Genomic DNA, 15,628 nt, shown 5'->3' with positions numbered 1-15,628 from the left:
GACATCAACACGAAGGCCTCGGATTTCGACCCATGATCTCCCTGCTCGACTACGGCGCCGGTAATGTGCGTAGCCTCCGCAATGCCATCCATTCCCTGGGATTCTCATTGACCGAGATCGAGCACCCGGCGGACATCCTCAAGGCGGAGCGGCTCATCTTCCCCGGCGTCGGGTCCTTCGGGGCAGCGATGCAGCGTCTGCAGGCACTGGGCTATCTGGAACCCTTGCGCGAGTATCTCGCCGCAGGGCGGCCGTACCTCGGGATCTGTATCGGTTTGCAAGCACTCTTCGAAGGCAGCGACGAGTCCCCCGACGTGCCCGGACTCGGGGTCATCCCGGGTCGGATACGGCGCTTCGACGCGGGCACGCTCGCCGTCCCGCACATGGGGTGGAACGATGTGCGCGCGAAGCGCGACTCCCCCTTGTTCGCCGACTACGCCGGAGAGAAGCTCTACTTCGTGCATTCCTATTTTGCCGAACCCACCGCTGAGAACGTGGAGTGGCAGCTCGCCGAGACGGACTACGGCCGGCCGTTTCTGAGCGCCGTGGAGCGAGGACGGATCTCCGCGGTTCAGTTTCATCCCGAGAAGAGCGCAAACGCCGGCTTGCGGCTGCTGCGACGCTTTCTCGCCGGAGACGAGCAGCCGCTCGCCACAACGACCCCCTCGACCGATCGCAGCCCGACGCATCTGGCCAAGCGCGTCATTGCCTGCTTGGACGTGCGTACCAACGACGCCGGCGATCTGGTCGTCACCAAAGGCGATCAATACGACGTGCGCGAGGCCGGCGAGGTCCGCAATCTCGGCAAGCCGGTCGAGCTGGCGCAGCGCTACTACGAGGAAGGCGCCGACGAGATCACCTTCCTCAACATCACCGCCTTCCGTGATTTCCCGCTGGCGGACCAGCCGATGCTCGAGGTTCTCGAGCGGACCTCCGAGCGCGTCTTCGTGCCGCTCACCATCGGCGGTGGCATCCGCGCCTTTCGCGATGCCCGCGGGCACGACTATTCAGCACTGGATGTGGCCGACGCCTATTTTCGCGCAGGTGCCGACAAGATCTCGATCGGGTCGGATGCGGTCGAGGCCGTCGAAGGCTATCTGAAGCGCGGGACGAAGGACGGAAGTACGGCGATCGAGCAGATTGCCGGTGTCTACGGAAACCAGGCGGTCGTGATCTCCATCGATCCGCGCCGCGTCTATGTCCGATCTGCGCAGGAGACGCACCATCACACGGTGCAGACCGCCACGCCGGGACCCAACGGCGAGCGCTTTTGTTGGTTCCAATGTACTGTCAAGGGCGGACGCGAAGGGCGCGACGTCGATGCCGTGGAGCTTGCGCGTGCCTGCGAGGCATTGGGTGCGGGCGAGATCCTGCTCAACTCGATCGATCGCGACGGCACGGGCGCCGGCTTCGATCTCGAGCTGGTTCATGCCGTGAGGTCGGCCGTCGGCATCCCGGTCATCGCCTCGAGCGGCGCCGGCTGTGTCGAGCACTTCGCGGAGGTGTTTGCGACGACGGGTGTCGAGGCCGCGCTGGCTGCGGGAATCTTTCACCGGCGCGAGGTGCCGATTCAGGCCGTCAAGGCCTATCTCCTCTCCCGGGGGATCGAGATCCGGGTCTGATGGGAAGGGGGCACGACAGCCCGATGATCCGAACGCTCGCGCGTATTCTCTTATGTGTCTCGATCGCCGCCCTTGTCGGCTGCGCCGTTCCCGGCCGGATCGCCGAGCCGGGGTCCGGGCAGGACTCCGGTCAAGGCTTCGGCGCAAACCGAGATACGATCTCCGGCTCGACCAGTCCGCCGCAAGGCATGAGCCGGGGCGATTGGTTGAGCCGGGTCGCCGCCTGCCATCTGCTGCGTGTCGGACAGAATCTCGACGTCGCCGTAACCGACTCGGCCGTGATCGCCGCCGCCGACAAGTACGGCTTCCGGGTCGATGCGATCATCGAACGATCCAATCAGCTGGTCGTCGAGTACGGCGCGCGCGGGCCGGCACTCCTCGCCTTCGCGACCGAATCCTGTCGGCAAGTGTCCGAGGCCACCGGCATGACCTCGACCTTGGTGCGGTTCGAGCCGGACGGCACCTTGCGGACGCAATGGCTGCGCATCGACGGCATCGAGATCGCCGATGGTTTCGCCGAGAAGACCATCGGCGAGCTGCGCCGCGCGCGAGCCGTCGGTCTGGTGATCAACAGCCCAGGGGGCTCGGTCTTCGAGGCACGCAGGCTCGGGCGCTATCTGCGTACCATGGGTCTTCGCACCGCGGTCGATCAGTCCTGTACCTCGGCCTGCATCGATGTGCTGGCGGGCGGCGCCGAACGCTACGTGACGCCCGCGGCGAAGCTGGGCATCCATCAGAGCAAGGTCCCGAGGCGCTTCAGCAGCCACGAGGGCGGACAGCTCTATGTTGCCGACGCCTTCCTCTATCTGCGCGAGATGGGCATCGACCCGGATGTCGCCATCGCCGCCGCCTCCGTGCCCAACAATAAGATCCTTTTGATCTCTCTTACCGATGCACTGCAGACCGGCCTGGTCACGGACGTGATCGAGCGCGTGGAGTGACGACCGAGCGCGGGGCCTCGCACGTAAGACCGGCCACCCAACACATCGGTCGCTCGTGACACCCGCTCTGCGGTGTCACGCATGCCCCTGGCGCTCCGCGTCACGTGCCACGATGGCCGGAGTGACGCGCAGGGCCAAAGAGTTCGTAAAATACGTGCGCTGGATCAAAAAAAACATCTGGATCAAAGCCTTCTGTTGATATCCAATAGTAACGATTTACAGAATTATGAAAATTAATAGATCATAATTCCGTAAAATTCGCACAGTCTTTAGGACGGCAGTCCATTTCGTGCTCGCGTTCAGGCCATGCGGCACGACCAAACGATCGACACGCAGATCGGAATCTGCGCCCTGACCGCTTGCGGCTCTCCGTCCGACCTTTGCCTGATAGAGCAGTTTATGGCATCCATCTTCACCGCTGTCGGTTTCATGGCCGCGCTCGGTCTTCTGCTGGCCATGATCTTGATCCTGGCGAATCGGCGACTTTACGTCTACGAAGACCCACGCATCGATCAGGTCGAGGACCTGCTGCCGCGCGCCAACTGCGGCGCCTGCGGCATCGCGGGTTGTCGGCCGTTCGCCGAAATGCTGGTCAAGGGCGAGATCGCGCCCGGCCGCTGCACCGTCAATTCGTCCGCGATGAATACGCTCATCGCCGACTTCCTGGGCGTGGCCCTCGGCGCAGACGAGAAGCGTGTCGCACGTCTGGCCTGTGCCGGCGGGGCCCACGTCGCCTTCCTGCGGGCCTCCTACGGCGGTCTCCAATCCTGCCGCGCCGCCGCCTTGGTCTCCGGCGGCGGCAAGGGTTGCTCCTGGGGCTGTCTGGGGATGGGCGATTGTGCCGAGGTCTGCGACTTCGATGCGATCCGACTCAATCGCCACGGCCTGCCGATCGTGGATGCCGCCAAGTGCACCGCCTGCGGCGATTGCGTCACCGTCTGCCCGAAGGATCTCTTCAGCCTGCATGTCATCAGCCATCGCCTCTGGGTCGCCTGCAAGAACCTGGACCCCGGGGACGAGGGCGAGCACGAATGCGACGTCGTCTGCACGGCCTGCGGACGCTGTGCGCAGGACTCCCCCGAGGGATTGATCGAGATTCGGGACAACCTGGCCGTCGTGGACTACACCAAGAACGCGATCGCCTCGAAGGTCGCCATCGAGCGCTGTCCGACCGGCGCGATTGTTTGGCTTGAACCGGACGGTCGGATCGTCAAAGGAAAGGACGCCAAAAAGGTGGTCCGCAAAGAGGCATTGCCGCTGGCTTGAAGCCTCGGCCGGGATCGACATCCGCCTGAATCGGAACCCCCGAGGACGGCGGATCGAAGAATCGAAGCACACCCCTGACGCGCCCTCGCGCCCCGGCTTATCGCCGGCGGCCGGGTCCCGGGGGTCAACCACAGAGAAGCCCCATGTTCGGAAAGCCCATGTTCGGAAATAAGGACGAGAAGCAGGTCAAGTATCCCGGCACACGGATGGCGATGGACGGTAACACCGCCGTCATCATGTGTGAGCGCGAAGCCTCCGACGCGGCCGGCGCTTACCCCATCACGCCATCCACCCAAATGGGTGAATATTGGTCGGAAGAGGTCGCCAAAGGCCACCTCAACGTGTCCGGAAACCCGCTGATCTTCGTCGAGCCCGAATCCGAGCATGCCGCTGCGGCCGTCACCGCCGGCATGTCCATGACCGGACTGCGTGCGGTGAACTTCTCCTCCGCCCAGGGCGTGGCCTTCATGCACGAGTCGCTCTATGCGGCGGTCGGCAAGCGCCTGCCCTACATCTTGAACATCGGCGCGCGTGCGATCACCAAGTCGAGCCTGAACGTGCACTGCGCCCACGATGACTACCACTGCATCGACGACACCGGGTTCATTCAGGTCTTCGGCAAAAGCGCCCAAGAGGCGGCGGATCTCAACCTCATTGCCCGTAAGATCGCCGAGTTGACCTTGACGCCCGCCGCAGTCGGTCAGGACGGCTTTTTGACCACCCATCTCATCGAGCCGCTGCTGGTGCCCGAACGTGAGTTGATCGCCGAGTTCTGCGGTCGCCCGGACGACATCATCGCCTGTCCGACCCCGGCCCAGAAGCTGGTCTACGGACCGACCCGCCGCCGCGTTCCCTTGGTCTGGGACGTCGACAACCCGGTGTCCTCCGGCTCGGTTCAGAACCAAGACGCCTACATGCAGGCCGTCGCCGCCCAGCGCCCGTATTTCTTCGATCACATCGAGCCGATTGCCGAGCAGGTGATGGACGAGTTCCATGCGCTGACCGGGCGGCGCTATCAGCGCGTCGGCGGCTATCGGTTGGAGGATGCCGACTACCTCATCCTCGGCCAAGGCAGCATGCTGACCCAGGCCGAGGCGGTCGCGGACTATCTGCGCGAGACCCGCAAGCTCAAGGTCGGCGTGGTAAACCTGACCATGTATCGGCCTTTCCCGGGCGATCTCATCGGGCAGATCCTCAAGGGCAGGAAGGGCGTGGCGGTGCTCGAGCGCACCGACCAGCCGCTGGCCGAAGATCTGCCCATGATGCGCGAAATTCGTGCGTCCCTCACCAAGTGTCTGGAGAACGGCAACGTGGAAAAGGGCGATCGCTTGCCCTACCCGGACTACGCCGTCTACCGCCAAGGCGACATGCCGCGACTCTATTCGGGTTGCTACGGGCTGGGCTCGCGCGATCTGCAGCCCGAGGGCCTGATTGCCGCGATCGAGAATATGCTCCCCGGCGCGGCGCACCGTAAATTCTTCTATCTGTCGGTCGACTTCATCCGCAAACCCTTCGACCCCAAAGACGAGATCCGCATCCAGGCCCTCAAGGATGCCTATCCGCACATCGGCGAGCTCGCCCTGCGCGGCAGCGAAAATCCCAACCTCCTGCCCAAGGGCGCCATTACCGTGCGCATGCACTCGGTCGGTGGCTGGGGCGCGGTCACCACAGGCAAGAACCTGGCGATGACCCTCTATGACCTGCTCGGTTTCGACATCCGCGCCAATCCCAAGTACGGCTCGGAGAAGAAGGGTCAGCCGACCACCTACTTCCTCTCCGCAGCACCCGAGCCGATCCGGCTCAACTGCGAGTACACCTATGTCGACGTGGTCCTGAGTCCGGACCCGAACGTCTTCACGCACTCCAATCCGCTCGCCGGGCTGGATCGGGGCGGGCGCTTCATCGTCCAAGCGAGCCTCGATAACCCCGAGCAGGTTTGGGCCAGCTTCCCGCCGGCCGCGCGCAAATACATCGTCGAGCACGAGATCCGCGTCTACTACATCGACGGCTTCAAGATTGCCCGTGAAGAGGCGTCCGATCCGGAGCTTCAGTTCCGCATGCAGGGCAACGCCTTCCAAGGTGCCTTCTTCGCCGCCTCGCCCCTGATGGATCGGGCCGGCCTCGATGAAGTGGGACTCTTCGCCGCGATGGAAGAGCAGATCCGCCAGAAGTTCGGCGCCAAGGGCGAGCGTGTCGTGCAGGACAACCTGCGCATCGTGCGCCGCGGCTTCGACGAGATTGTCGAGATCGTCGACAAACCCATGATCAGCGGTCAACTCCTGCCCCGCCAAGAGGTCGGTCTCCCGGTCATGCTTAAACAGCTTCCCGAGGGCGATGGCGGCATCGCCGACGTGCATCGCTTCTGGGAGCAGACCGGCGCCTTCTACGCCAGCGGTCGCGGCAGCGACAATCTCGCCGATCCGCACATGGCCCTGTCGCTGATGCCGGCCTCGAGCGGCGTCTATCGCGACATGACCCAGATCCGCTTTACCTATCCCAAGTACGTCCCCGAGAACTGCACCGCCTGCGGCAATTGCTTCGCGGTCTGTCCGGACAGCGCCATCCCGGGGCTGGTCAACAAGGTCTCCGACATCTTCGCCGCAGCCATCGCTCGTGTGGAGCGCGGCATGCCCACCCAGCATCTGCGTCGCGAGACCCGCAACGTCGAGAAGCGTCTGCGTACGCTGATCGAAGCTGCCGGGGATGCCCCCGACATGCGTGAGCTGATGGACCGCGCGGTGCTCGAGACCCTGGCCGCCTATCAGGGCGAGCCCGAGCAGAAGGCCATCATGGAGCTGGAATTCGGCCTCATGATGCAGGCCCTCGGCGACTATCAATTCGCCGTCACCAAGCCCTATTGGAACAACCGCGAGAAGAAGCAGAAAGGCAGCGGCGGGCTCTTCAGCATCACCATCAATCCCTACACCTGCAAGGGTTGCGACGAGTGTATCGAGGTGTGCAACGACGGCGCCCTCGTCTCCGAGCCCCAGACGACGCAGACGATCGAGGAGATGCGCGCCAAGTGGGACTTCTGGCTCGATCTGCCGACCACGGATCCGGACTTCATCCGCATCGATGATCTGGACGACAAGATCGGCGCGCTCGAGACCTTGCTGCTCGATAAGTCGAACTATCAGGCGATGGTCTCGGGCGACGGCTCCTGCATGGGCTGCGGCGAGAAGACGGTGATCCATCTGTTCACGGCGACCGTCTCGGCACTCATGCAGGGACGTGTGAAGCGCCACCTCGCCGAACTCGACGACCTGATCAACCGGCTCGAGACCCACATCCGGTTGAAGCTTGCCGCCAAGATCGACCTGACCAACACGGCAGCCATCAGCAAGGCGGTCAACGCGCACAAGGACGCGGACCTGCGTCTGTCGGATCTCTCGGCCGAGCTGGATCAGGATCGCAGTGCCGAGCCGGTCGATCCCGAGTGGCTGACCTGGGCCACGGATCTGCTGGGCAAGCTGCGTCAACTCAAGTCGCAGTACACGGCCGCTCAGCCACGCACGACCATGGGCATCGTCAACGCCACCGGCTGCTCCTCGGTCTGGGGTGCGACCTTCCCCTTCAACCCCTATCCGTTCCCCTGGTCGAACCATCTCTTCCAGGACTCGCCCTCGATCGCGCTCGGTCTGTTCGAAGGCCACATGCGCAAGATGGGCGAGGGCTTCAAGGCGATCCGCATGGCGCGCCTGGAGCTCGAGCGCGGCTATAACCCGGCCGAGCACGGCGAGGCCCTGACCTACTTCGGCTGGAAGGACTTCTCCGACGAGGAATGGCTGCTGTGTCCGCCGGTCGTCGCGGTCGGCGGCGACGGCGCCATGTACGACATCGGCTTCCAGAACCTCTCGCGTGCGCTCATGTCCGGTCACCCCGTGAAGATCATGGTGCTCGACACCCAGGTCTATTCCAACACGGGCGGTCAGTCCTGTACCTCCGGCTTCATCGGTCAGGTCGCCGACATGGCCCCCTACGGCAAGATCGGCAAAGGCAAGTCCGAGATCCGCAAGGAGATGGGTCTCATCGGCATGGCCCATCGCACAAGCTTCGTGCTCAACGGTGCGGCCGCCAACCTCACGCACCTGCTCGAAGGCTTCATCGACGGGCTCAATGCCCGTCATCCGGCGCTGTTCAACATCTACACCAGCTGCCAGCCCGAGCACGGCATCGGCGACGAGATGTCCACGCATCAGAGCCGCATGGCGATCGAGTCGCGCGCCTACCCGTTGTTCCGTTTCGACCCGGATGCCGGGACCAGCTTCGAGGAGTGCTGCTCCATCGAGGGCAATCCGAACATCGACCAGGACTGGATCAACTGGACGCTGAAGTACACCGACGAGAAGGGCGAGCCGGCCGAGATGACGGTCCCCTTCACCTTTGCGGACTTCGCGATGACCGAGGGGCGCTTCCGCAAACACTTCCGCAAGGCCCCGCCCGAGACCTGGAACGAGTCCATGATCCCCATGGCCGAGTTCCTGGACATGGACGAGGACGCGCGCATCGGACATTTCCCCTATGTCTGGGGCGTGGACGCCAAGAACCGCCTGATGCGGGTCCTGGTCTCCCAAGAGCTGGTCAGCTCCTGCGAAGAGCGCCGCGCCTTCTGGACGCAGCTGCGCGGGATCTGCGGACACCTCAATAAGGTCGACGTCGAGGCGGTGCGCAACCAGGCCAAGGCCGAGATGGCGCAGAAGCTCACCAGCAGTCTGCTCGCCATGGCCGGCGGCGATGCGGGAGCGCTCGCGTCCCTCGCGGGCGGCAACGGCCACGGCGGCAACGGTGTGGCGGCGGCCGGCAGCAACGGCGCCGGCGCCAGCTCCGGCAATGGCTCCGGCAACGGTGCGGCGGCGGACTGGGAGGCGGTCTGGGTCGAGACTCCGGAATGCACCGCCTGCGACGAGTGCATCACGATCAACCCCAAGATTTTTAAGTACAACGGCGAGAAAAAGGCCGAGGTGATCGATCCCAAGGGCGGCACCTATCAGGACATCGTCAAGGCCGCCGAGAAGTGCACCGCCGGCTGCATCCACCCGGGGACGCCATGGAACCCGGCAGAGGCCGGCCTGGAGAAGCTGCTCAAGCGGGCTGCGAAGTATCAGTAAGCGCGCCCCCTGATGCGCACCGTCATGCGCGCCGAGAGGCGCCATTGAGTCGAGCGCGCCTCGTCGCCGCGCGCCGGACCCTTCCGGTTCGGTGCGCGGCGCATCCCGATCGAAATCCAACACAGCAGTCACGCATGGGCCTTTTCAGTCTCTTCCAGCGCCATCGCACCTTCGACCACGGCATCTACCCGGTCGAGCACAAGGAACTGACGGCGGACAAGCCGATTCGCCGGCTTCCCTTTGCACCCGAGCTGGTGATCCCGTTCGCCCAGCATAAGGGTGAGCCTGCGGTCCCCTTGGTCAAGGTCGGCCAAGAGGTCGTCCGCGGCGAGCCGATCGCACGTGCCGAAGGATTCGTGTCGGTTCCGATGCATGCCCCGGCGACCGGGGTCATCCGGGCGATCGCGCTGGCGCCGAGCGCGGACGGACCCAAGACCTTGGCCATCTATCTCAAGGTCTACCACGCGGCGAGCCAGCAGGTGCTCTACGACCTGGATCGCGACCTCGACGCCATGACGCCTGCACAGATCGTTGCGGCGGTGCAGGACGCCGGGCTGGTTGGCCTCGGAGGCGGTGCCTTCCCGAGCCATGTGAAGATGCAGCCCCCTGCGGGCAAGGTCATCGAGACGGTCATCGTCAACGGCTGCGAGTGCGAGCCTTATCTGACCTGCGACCATCGGATCATGCTCGAGCAGACCGAGGCCCTGATCCGCGGCATCAAGCTCGCGCTCAAGGCGACCGGCGCCAAACAGGCCATCATCGGTGTCGAGGACAACAAGCTCGATGCCGTCGCTCATCTGCGGGCGGTCATCCCCAAGGAGCTCCCCATCACCGCGGAGGCCGTCGAGACCAAGTATCCGCAGGGTGCGGAGAAGATGCTCATCAAGAGCCTGCTGCGCAAAGAGGTGCCGATCGGCGGCCTGCCGGCGGATGTCGGTGTGGCGGTCTACAACGTGGGCACACTCGCCCAGATGGGCGATCTGTTGCCCAAGGGCAGGGGTCTGATCGAGCGCGTCGTCACCGTGAGCGGTCCAGCGGTCTCCAACCCGGGCAATTTCATGGTGCCGGTCGGCACACCTTTGCGCTTTCTGCTCGGACAGGTCGGGCTCGCAGCCGACCGCGTCGGCGAGGTCATCCTCGGCGGACCCATGATGGGCATGGCGGTGGCCTCGCTTGATGTGCCCGTCACCAAGGCCGTCTCGGGCGTCGTCGCCCTGGAGCGTGAAGATCCGGATCTGGACCGGCGCAAGGTCTACCCATGCATCAAGTGCGCCGAATGTCTCAAGGCGTGCCCGGTCTCGCTGAATCCGTCCATGCTCGGCGAGCTGGCGCTTGCCCGCCAATACGAGCGCATGGCCGAAGAATTCAATCTGGACCAGTGTTTCGAATGCGGCTGCTGCGCCTATGTGTGCCCGTCCAATATCCCGCTGACGCAGTATTTCCGGATCGCCAAATCCATTAACCGAGACCGGCAGAAATGAGCGTCGGAAGGGTCTCCAGCTTTCAGCCGTCAGCCGTCAGCCATCAGCCTCTGGCCACGGACACGGACCGCATAGGTTCGGCGTCGGGACTCTACCGGCATCAAGCCGTTTGCCCTGCCCAGTGCGAGGGCACCGGATCCCTTGCCGCGCGCTCGGGGCAAGCATTGCAGGAGGCAGGAGGCTGGAGGCCGGAGGCTTTTCCCAGGACCACAAAACATGCCTAAACCGATCGAAATTCGAACCTCTCCGCACCTGAAGCGGGCGCTCAGCGTCGACCGCATCATGCGCAATGTGGTCTTTGCGCTCTTGCCGGTCTGTGCCTTCGCGGTCTTTCAATTCGGTCTGAGCGCGCTGCTCTTGATCCTCACCACGACCGGTGCGGCGATCGCGACCGAGTGGTTTTTCGCGCGGGCGAGCGGGCGGGGCAACACCGTCTCGGACTGGTCCGTCGTCATCACCGGCATCCTGCTTGCGCTGACCTTGCCTCCGGGCTTCCCGCTCTGGATGGCGGCGGTCGCCGCCTTCGTCGGCGTGGCCCTGGGCAAGGCATTGTTCGGCGGGCTCGGTTACAACGTCATGAATCCGGCCTTGGTGGGGCGCGCCTTCGTGCAGGCGGCCTTCCCGGTCCCGATCACGACCTGGACACCCGCGTTTGCACCCGGCCGCTTCACCGAGGTCATCCCCTCGACCTTCACGCTGCCCTTCATGCAGCCGATCCCGGTTACGGATTGGATCGCGGGTCTGCAGCTCGATGCCTGGACCGGTGCCACACCGCTTGCACTGCAGAAGTTCCAGCAGATCGAGCCGCCCATCACCGATGTCTTCACCGGGATGATCGCGGGCTCCGCCGGAGAGACCTCCGCACTCCTGATCCTGATCTGCGGACTCTGGCTCGCCTTCAAACGGATGCTGGATTGGCGCATCCCGTTCGCGGTAATGGCCGGCGCGGCACTCACGGCGCTGCCCTTTTGGCTGATCGACAGCAGTCTCTATCCGAGCCCCTGGTTCGTGCTCTTCTCGGGCGGACTCATGCTCGGGGCCTGGTTCATGGCCAGCGACATGGTCGCCTCGCCGGTGACCACCAGCGGCCTGATCATCTACGGACTCTTCATCGGCATCGTGACGGTCGTGATCCGTCTGTTCGGAGGTCTCGTGGAAGGCGTGATGTACGCGATCCTGCTCGCCAACGCAGCCGGACCCTTGATTTCGAGCTGGACGCAGCCGCGGGTCTACGGCGCGGTCAAGAAGACGCGGGAGGCGGAGTAGTCCATGAACACCAAGGTCGAGCTTCAACCCCGGTCTCAAGGGGACTCCGGCGCGCGGGTCACACCGAGCTGGGCGATGCTGCGCACGCTGGCCGGCATCGCGACCCTTTCGGGTCTCCTGGTGGTCCTGGTCTACCAGGCGACCAAGCCCATCATCGCCGAGAACGAGCGGATCCTGACCGAAAAGGCGGTCTTCGAGGTCCTGCCGGGGGCCGTCTCCAAGGTCGACTTCGTGCTGAGCGATCGGGGTTTGATGCGGGCGGGCGAGGGTGCCGTCGGCGTCTCGGTCTTCGCTGGATTCGCTGCCGACGGACAGCTGCGCGGCGTGGCCTTCCCGGGCGCGGCACGCGGCTATCAAGACGTGATCCAATTCCTCTTCGGCTACGATCCCGCGTGTCGATGCATCATCGGCAGCAAGGTCTTGCGATCGACCGAGACGCCCGGGTTGGGCGACAAGATCGACACCGATCCGGTCTTTCTCGAGAATTTCGTGGCGCTCGACGTCAGCCTCAATCCCGAAGGCACCGCGTTGGCCAACCCGATCGTCAACGTCGCCCAGGGCACCAAGACCGAGCCCTGGCAGATCGACGGGATCTCGGGGGCGACCATTTCCGTGAAGGCGATGACACGTGCGCTGCAGGATGCCGCCAGCAATTTCGTCCCGATGATTCAGCGCGATCTCGCCACGCTGACGGCGGAAGCGCCATGACCGGGACCATCTCCTCGCACCGAGGCATGAACCATGGCTGAACTGCCCAATCCACAGGAAAGACTGAGCCCGGATACCTTCTTCCGAGGACTCTGGAAAGAGAATCCGGTCTTCGTGATGCTGCTCGGAATGTGCCCTGTGCTGGCCGTCACCAACACGACCATCAACGCCATCGCGATGGGCCTGGCGACGACCTTCGTACTGGTGTGCTCAAGCCTGCTGATCTCGCTGCTGCGCAACTGGATCCCCAAACAGGTCCGGATCGCCAGCTATATCATCATCATCGCGACCTTCGTCACCATCGTCGACTACGGGATTCAGGCGATCAGCCTGGAGCTCTATGCCGCACTCGGCGCCTTCATTCAGTTGATCGTGGCGAACTGCGTCATCCTCGGGCGTGCCGAGGCCTATGCCTCGAAACAGCGCCTGCACACGACGCTCGTGAACAGTCTCGGGATGGGTGCGGGTTTCACTCTCGCACTGCTCGCACTCGGTACCGTTCGGGAGATCCTCGGCAGCGGAAGCATTCTCGGGATCGCCCTGTTCGGAGAAAGCTTCCAACCCTGGGTGGTGATGATTCTTCCGCCGGGCGGCTTCTTCGTGCTCGGGGTCTGGCTGCTGCTCTTCAACTGGCTACGTCTGCGCAAGGAGCGCAAGGTCATGGAACAATCCGGGGTCGCCGCCAATGCAGGATGAGTCGCTCTATTTCATCTTTCTGAATGCCGCTGTCGTCAATAATTTCGTCTTGGCGCTCTTTCTCGGCATTTGTCCCATCCTCGGCGTCTCGGCGAAGAAAGAGACCGCCTGGAACATGGGCCTGGCGGTCATCTTCGTGATGCTGGTGAGTTCCATGAGCGCCTACGCCATCAATTGGCTCCTGACCGAGCTGGACCTGCTCTTCCTGCGGCTGATCTGCTATATCGCGGTGATCGCCTCGGCGGTGCAATTGGTCGAGATGTTCATCAAGCGCTACAGCCCCGCGCTGTTCCGATCGCTCGGCATCTTTCTGCCCTTGATCACGACCAACTGCGCCATCCTGGGTCTCGCGCTCTTTCAGACCGCAAAGGAATACGACTTCGTGCAGAGTCTGGTCTACGCACTCGGCGCGGGAATTGGCTTCATGCTCGCCTTGATGCTGATGGCCGGGCTGCGCGAGAAGCTTGAGCTCGCACGCGTGCCGAGCGTCAGCCAGGGCGCGGCCATGAGTCTCATGCTGGCGGGTCTTCTCTCACTCGCCTTCATGGGCTTCGCCGGGCTCGGAGGCTCGCATGGTTAAGGTCCTCTTGGCCTGCCTGATCATCTTCCTGGTGCTCGCGGCGTGGGTCCTGGTGGAGCACCTCTATGCCGCCTTTGCGACCCGTCATCCCGAGCTCGGACCCTTCCGACGCAACGACGGCAGCTGCTCGTGCTGCAGCGGAAGCTGCGAGCGACGCTGATCGGGCATCCCCGTAGGGTAGACAAGCGCAGCGCAGTCCACCAACGCCGGCGCAAACCTCGGTGGACTTCGCTCTCGCTCGTCCACCCTACCGTCCGGCTTGATGAGCGAGGCCGGCGCGAAAGCGGGCGATTTTTCAGCTTCGTCGTTGCTCGCGCGACGGCGAATCATCACATCCATCGCGTATCGGCTCCGATGGAGCCGGAAGATCATAGGAGCACCTAAACCATGAGTGAAGCCCCGGCCGATGTGGGTCCGACGACTCAGGCGTTCATCAAGGATTCCAGACGCATCACACCCGAGAGCACCGAAGAGATTCGCCATATCACCCTTCAGGTCGCCGATCCGGCGTTTCAGTTCGTCGAAGGCCAAAGCATCGGCGTGGTGATTCCCGGGCCGCACCCGTTCGGCAATGCCTACCATGTCCGCCGTTATTCGATTGCCAACGCGCGCAGCGTTCCGATCGACACCGGGGTCGAACTCGATCTTTTGGTGCGTCGCTGCTTCTATATCGACGAGGTCAGCGGAGAACGCTATCCGGGTATCGCCTCGAACTATCTGTGCGATGCGAAGCCGGGTGCCTCCTTGACCATCGGCGGCCCCTATCTGAGTCCCTTCAAGATGCCGTTGGACAATCGCGCCAACCTGCTCATGATCGGGACCGGGACCGGCATTGCCCCGTTCCGAGCCTTCGCACAGCTGATCTACGAGCGGCGCGGCGATTGGAAGGGGCAGGTTCGGCTGTATTACGGCGGTCGCAGCGGCCTGGATCTCATGTACACCAACGACGAGACCACCGATCTCGCCAACTATTACGACGAGAAGACCTTCAAGGCGTTCCGTGCACTCGGTACGCGTCCCCTGATGTCGTCCTCGCAGGCATTGGAGCGCGGTCTGACCGAAAACGCCGATGATGCATTGCACCTCATCAACGAGCCCGACACGCATGTCTTCCTATCGGGATTGGGCAAGATTGCAGCGGTCTTCGATAAGGTGATGGCGGAGCGCGTCGGGTCATCCGAAGCCTGGGCGGCGATCAAGCAGAAGATGATCGACGAGGGACGTTGGTCCGAGCTGATTTATGATTGATGCGGGGGATTGACCGAACGGAAGTAGGGTAGGGTGGACGAGCGAGAGCGAAGTCCACCAGGGTCTTCGCGGGCGTGCTGGTGGACTGCGCTTCGCTTGTCCACCCCACGGAGTACGGAGCTTGTTCGGCCGCCAGGCTCGCTTGTGTGTTGGCGTGGGGAGGATGGGTTTCGCTTCGCTCTACCCATCCTACGGATCAGGTTGGCGGGTTCCGGGATTTTGCGGGATTCGGTGCGCGCGAGAAGCTGTTGAGGTCCAAGCTGACGCGAACCTGCGTTTGCGGTTTGGGTCCTTCCGGACGTGTTCCGAGCCAGAGCGCCACCAAACCCAGAATGACCGCGACGGTCAGCGCAAGCGCAGGCCCCGGGGTGGCAAGCCCGTACCAGACCGACCAACTGATCGCCATGCTGCCGATGGCCGCGGTCTTGCCGGTCCGGCACATCTCGCCGCGCTCCAGAAAGCCGCGGATCGATGCGCCGAAGCGCGGGTGCTCGACCAGGAAGCGCACCCGTTTGGGCGAGCTGCGTAGCCACAACCAGGTCGCGCAGATCCAGAAGACCGTCGTCGGCATCAACGGCAACACCATCCCCAGAAAGCCCAATCCGAAGCACAGCCAGCCCAGCAGGTTGTAAACCCGTCGGCGGCCTTGGCTTACGCTTGCGACAAGAGGGTCTTGCTCGGGGATGTTGCCGTGCATCGGGTGCTCCAGGCT

12 protein-coding genes are annotated in these 15,628 nt (G+C 63.8%); 11 read left to right on the top strand and 1 reads right to left on the bottom strand.

The window, feature by feature from the left end; translation table 11 throughout:
• Positions 1–32: 32 nt before the first annotated feature.
• From hisF to BDD21_RS20590, 11 genes are all read left to right on the top strand, one after another.
• Positions 33–1,622, top strand: coding sequence for an imidazole glycerol phosphate synthase subunit HisF (gene hisF / locus BDD21_RS20640; RefSeq protein ID WP_120798761.1), 1,590 nt, complete (start codon positions 33–35; stop codon positions 1,620–1,622).
• Between the two features lie 23 nt (positions 1,623–1,645).
• Positions 1,646–2,563, top strand: a complete 918-nt coding sequence (locus tag BDD21_RS20635; RefSeq protein WP_245969719.1) for a COG3904 family protein — start codon at positions 1,646–1,648, stop codon at positions 2,561–2,563.
• 399 nt (positions 2,564–2,962) lie between these two features.
• A complete protein-coding gene (locus BDD21_RS20630) occupies positions 2,963–3,829 on the top strand; it encodes an RnfABCDGE type electron transport complex subunit B (protein WP_120800044.1) in 867 nt (288 codons plus the stop codon).
• A 158-nt stretch (positions 3,830–3,987) separates the two neighbouring features.
• Positions 3,988–8,937, top strand: coding sequence for a 2-oxoacid:acceptor oxidoreductase family protein (locus BDD21_RS20625; RefSeq protein ID WP_120798759.1), 4,950 nt, complete (start codon positions 3,988–3,990; stop codon positions 8,935–8,937).
• A 134-nt stretch (positions 8,938–9,071) separates the two neighbouring features.
• Positions 9,072–10,418 (top strand): electron transport complex subunit RsxC, encoded by a 1,347-nt coding sequence (gene rsxC / locus BDD21_RS20620; RefSeq protein ID WP_120798758.1) that lies wholly within the window; start codon positions 9,072–9,074, stop codon positions 10,416–10,418.
• A gap of 216 nt (positions 10,419–10,634) precedes the next feature.
• Positions 10,635–11,684 (top strand): RnfABCDGE type electron transport complex subunit D, encoded by a 1,050-nt coding sequence (locus BDD21_RS20615; RefSeq protein ID WP_120798757.1) that lies wholly within the window; start codon positions 10,635–10,637, stop codon positions 11,682–11,684.
• A gap of 3 nt (positions 11,685–11,687) precedes the next feature.
• Complete coding sequence (locus tag BDD21_RS20610) at positions 11,688–12,392, top strand: RnfABCDGE type electron transport complex subunit G (RefSeq protein WP_120798756.1); 705 nt, start codon at positions 11,688–11,690, stop codon at positions 12,390–12,392.
• A gap of 33 nt (positions 12,393–12,425) precedes the next feature.
• Positions 12,426–13,088 carry an electron transport complex subunit RsxE gene (gene rsxE / locus BDD21_RS20605; protein WP_211335115.1) on the top strand — a complete coding sequence of 221 codons (663 nt, stop codon included), beginning with the start codon at positions 12,426–12,428 and terminating at the stop codon, positions 13,086–13,088.
• Positions 13,078–13,668 (top strand): electron transport complex protein RnfA, encoded by a 591-nt coding sequence (locus BDD21_RS20600; protein ID WP_120798755.1) that lies wholly within the window; start codon positions 13,078–13,080, stop codon positions 13,666–13,668. The genes rsxE and BDD21_RS20600 overlap by 11 nt, the downstream gene beginning before the upstream one ends.
• On the top strand, positions 13,661–13,828 hold the full coding sequence (locus BDD21_RS28005) for a hypothetical protein (RefSeq protein ID WP_170164846.1): 168 nt from the start codon (positions 13,661–13,663) through the stop codon (positions 13,826–13,828). The genes BDD21_RS20600 and BDD21_RS28005 overlap by 8 nt, the downstream gene beginning before the upstream one ends.
• A gap of 227 nt (positions 13,829–14,055) precedes the next feature.
• A complete protein-coding gene (locus tag BDD21_RS20590; RefSeq protein ID WP_120798753.1) occupies positions 14,056–14,916 on the top strand; it encodes a ferredoxin reductase domain-containing protein in 861 nt (286 codons plus the stop codon).
• A 196-nt stretch (positions 14,917–15,112) separates the two neighbouring features.
• On the opposite strand, the gene BDD21_RS20585 is transcribed toward BDD21_RS20590, so the two are convergent.
• On the bottom strand, positions 15,113–15,613 hold the full coding sequence (locus BDD21_RS20585) for a YbaN family protein (protein WP_120798752.1): 501 nt from the start codon (positions 15,611–15,613) through the stop codon (positions 15,113–15,115).
• Between the last annotated feature and the right edge of the window lie 15 nt (positions 15,614–15,628).

Source organism: Thiocapsa rosea (assembly GCF_003634315.1).
GTDB lineage: Bacteria > Pseudomonadota > Gammaproteobacteria > Chromatiales > Chromatiaceae > Thiocapsa > Thiocapsa rosea.
This window is presented reverse-complemented; position numbering and strand designations above follow the sequence as displayed.

What these genes read in the sequence shown, in the direction of transcription:
- hisF (WP_120798761.1), top strand. Translation starts at nt 33, where the DNA reads ATGATCTCCCTGCTCGACTACGGCGCCGGTAATGTGCGTAGCCTCCGC.
- BDD21_RS20635 (WP_245969719.1), top strand. Translation starts at nt 1,646, where the DNA reads ATGATCCGAACGCTCGCGCGTATTCTCTTATGTGTCTCGATCGCCGCC.
- BDD21_RS20630 (WP_120800044.1), top strand. Translation starts at nt 2,963, where the DNA reads ATGGCATCCATCTTCACCGCTGTCGGTTTCATGGCCGCGCTCGGTCTT.
- BDD21_RS20625 (WP_120798759.1), top strand. Translation starts at nt 3,988, where the DNA reads ATGTTCGGAAATAAGGACGAGAAGCAGGTCAAGTATCCCGGCACACGG.
- rsxC (WP_120798758.1), top strand. Translation starts at nt 9,072, where the DNA reads ATGGGCCTTTTCAGTCTCTTCCAGCGCCATCGCACCTTCGACCACGGC.
- BDD21_RS20615 (WP_120798757.1), top strand. Translation starts at nt 10,635, where the DNA reads ATGCCTAAACCGATCGAAATTCGAACCTCTCCGCACCTGAAGCGGGCG.
- BDD21_RS20610 (WP_120798756.1), top strand. Translation starts at nt 11,688, where the DNA reads ATGAACACCAAGGTCGAGCTTCAACCCCGGTCTCAAGGGGACTCCGGC.
- rsxE (WP_211335115.1), top strand. Translation starts at nt 12,426, where the DNA reads ATGGCTGAACTGCCCAATCCACAGGAAAGACTGAGCCCGGATACCTTC.
- BDD21_RS20600 (WP_120798755.1), top strand. Translation starts at nt 13,078, where the DNA reads ATGCAGGATGAGTCGCTCTATTTCATCTTTCTGAATGCCGCTGTCGTC.
- BDD21_RS28005 (WP_170164846.1), top strand. Translation starts at nt 13,661, where the DNA reads ATGGTTAAGGTCCTCTTGGCCTGCCTGATCATCTTCCTGGTGCTCGCG.
- BDD21_RS20590 (WP_120798753.1), top strand. Translation starts at nt 14,056, where the DNA reads ATGAGTGAAGCCCCGGCCGATGTGGGTCCGACGACTCAGGCGTTCATC.
- BDD21_RS20585 (WP_120798752.1), bottom strand. Translation starts at nt 15,613, where the DNA reads ATGCACGGCAACATCCCCGAGCAAGACCCTCTTGTCGCAAGCGTAAGC.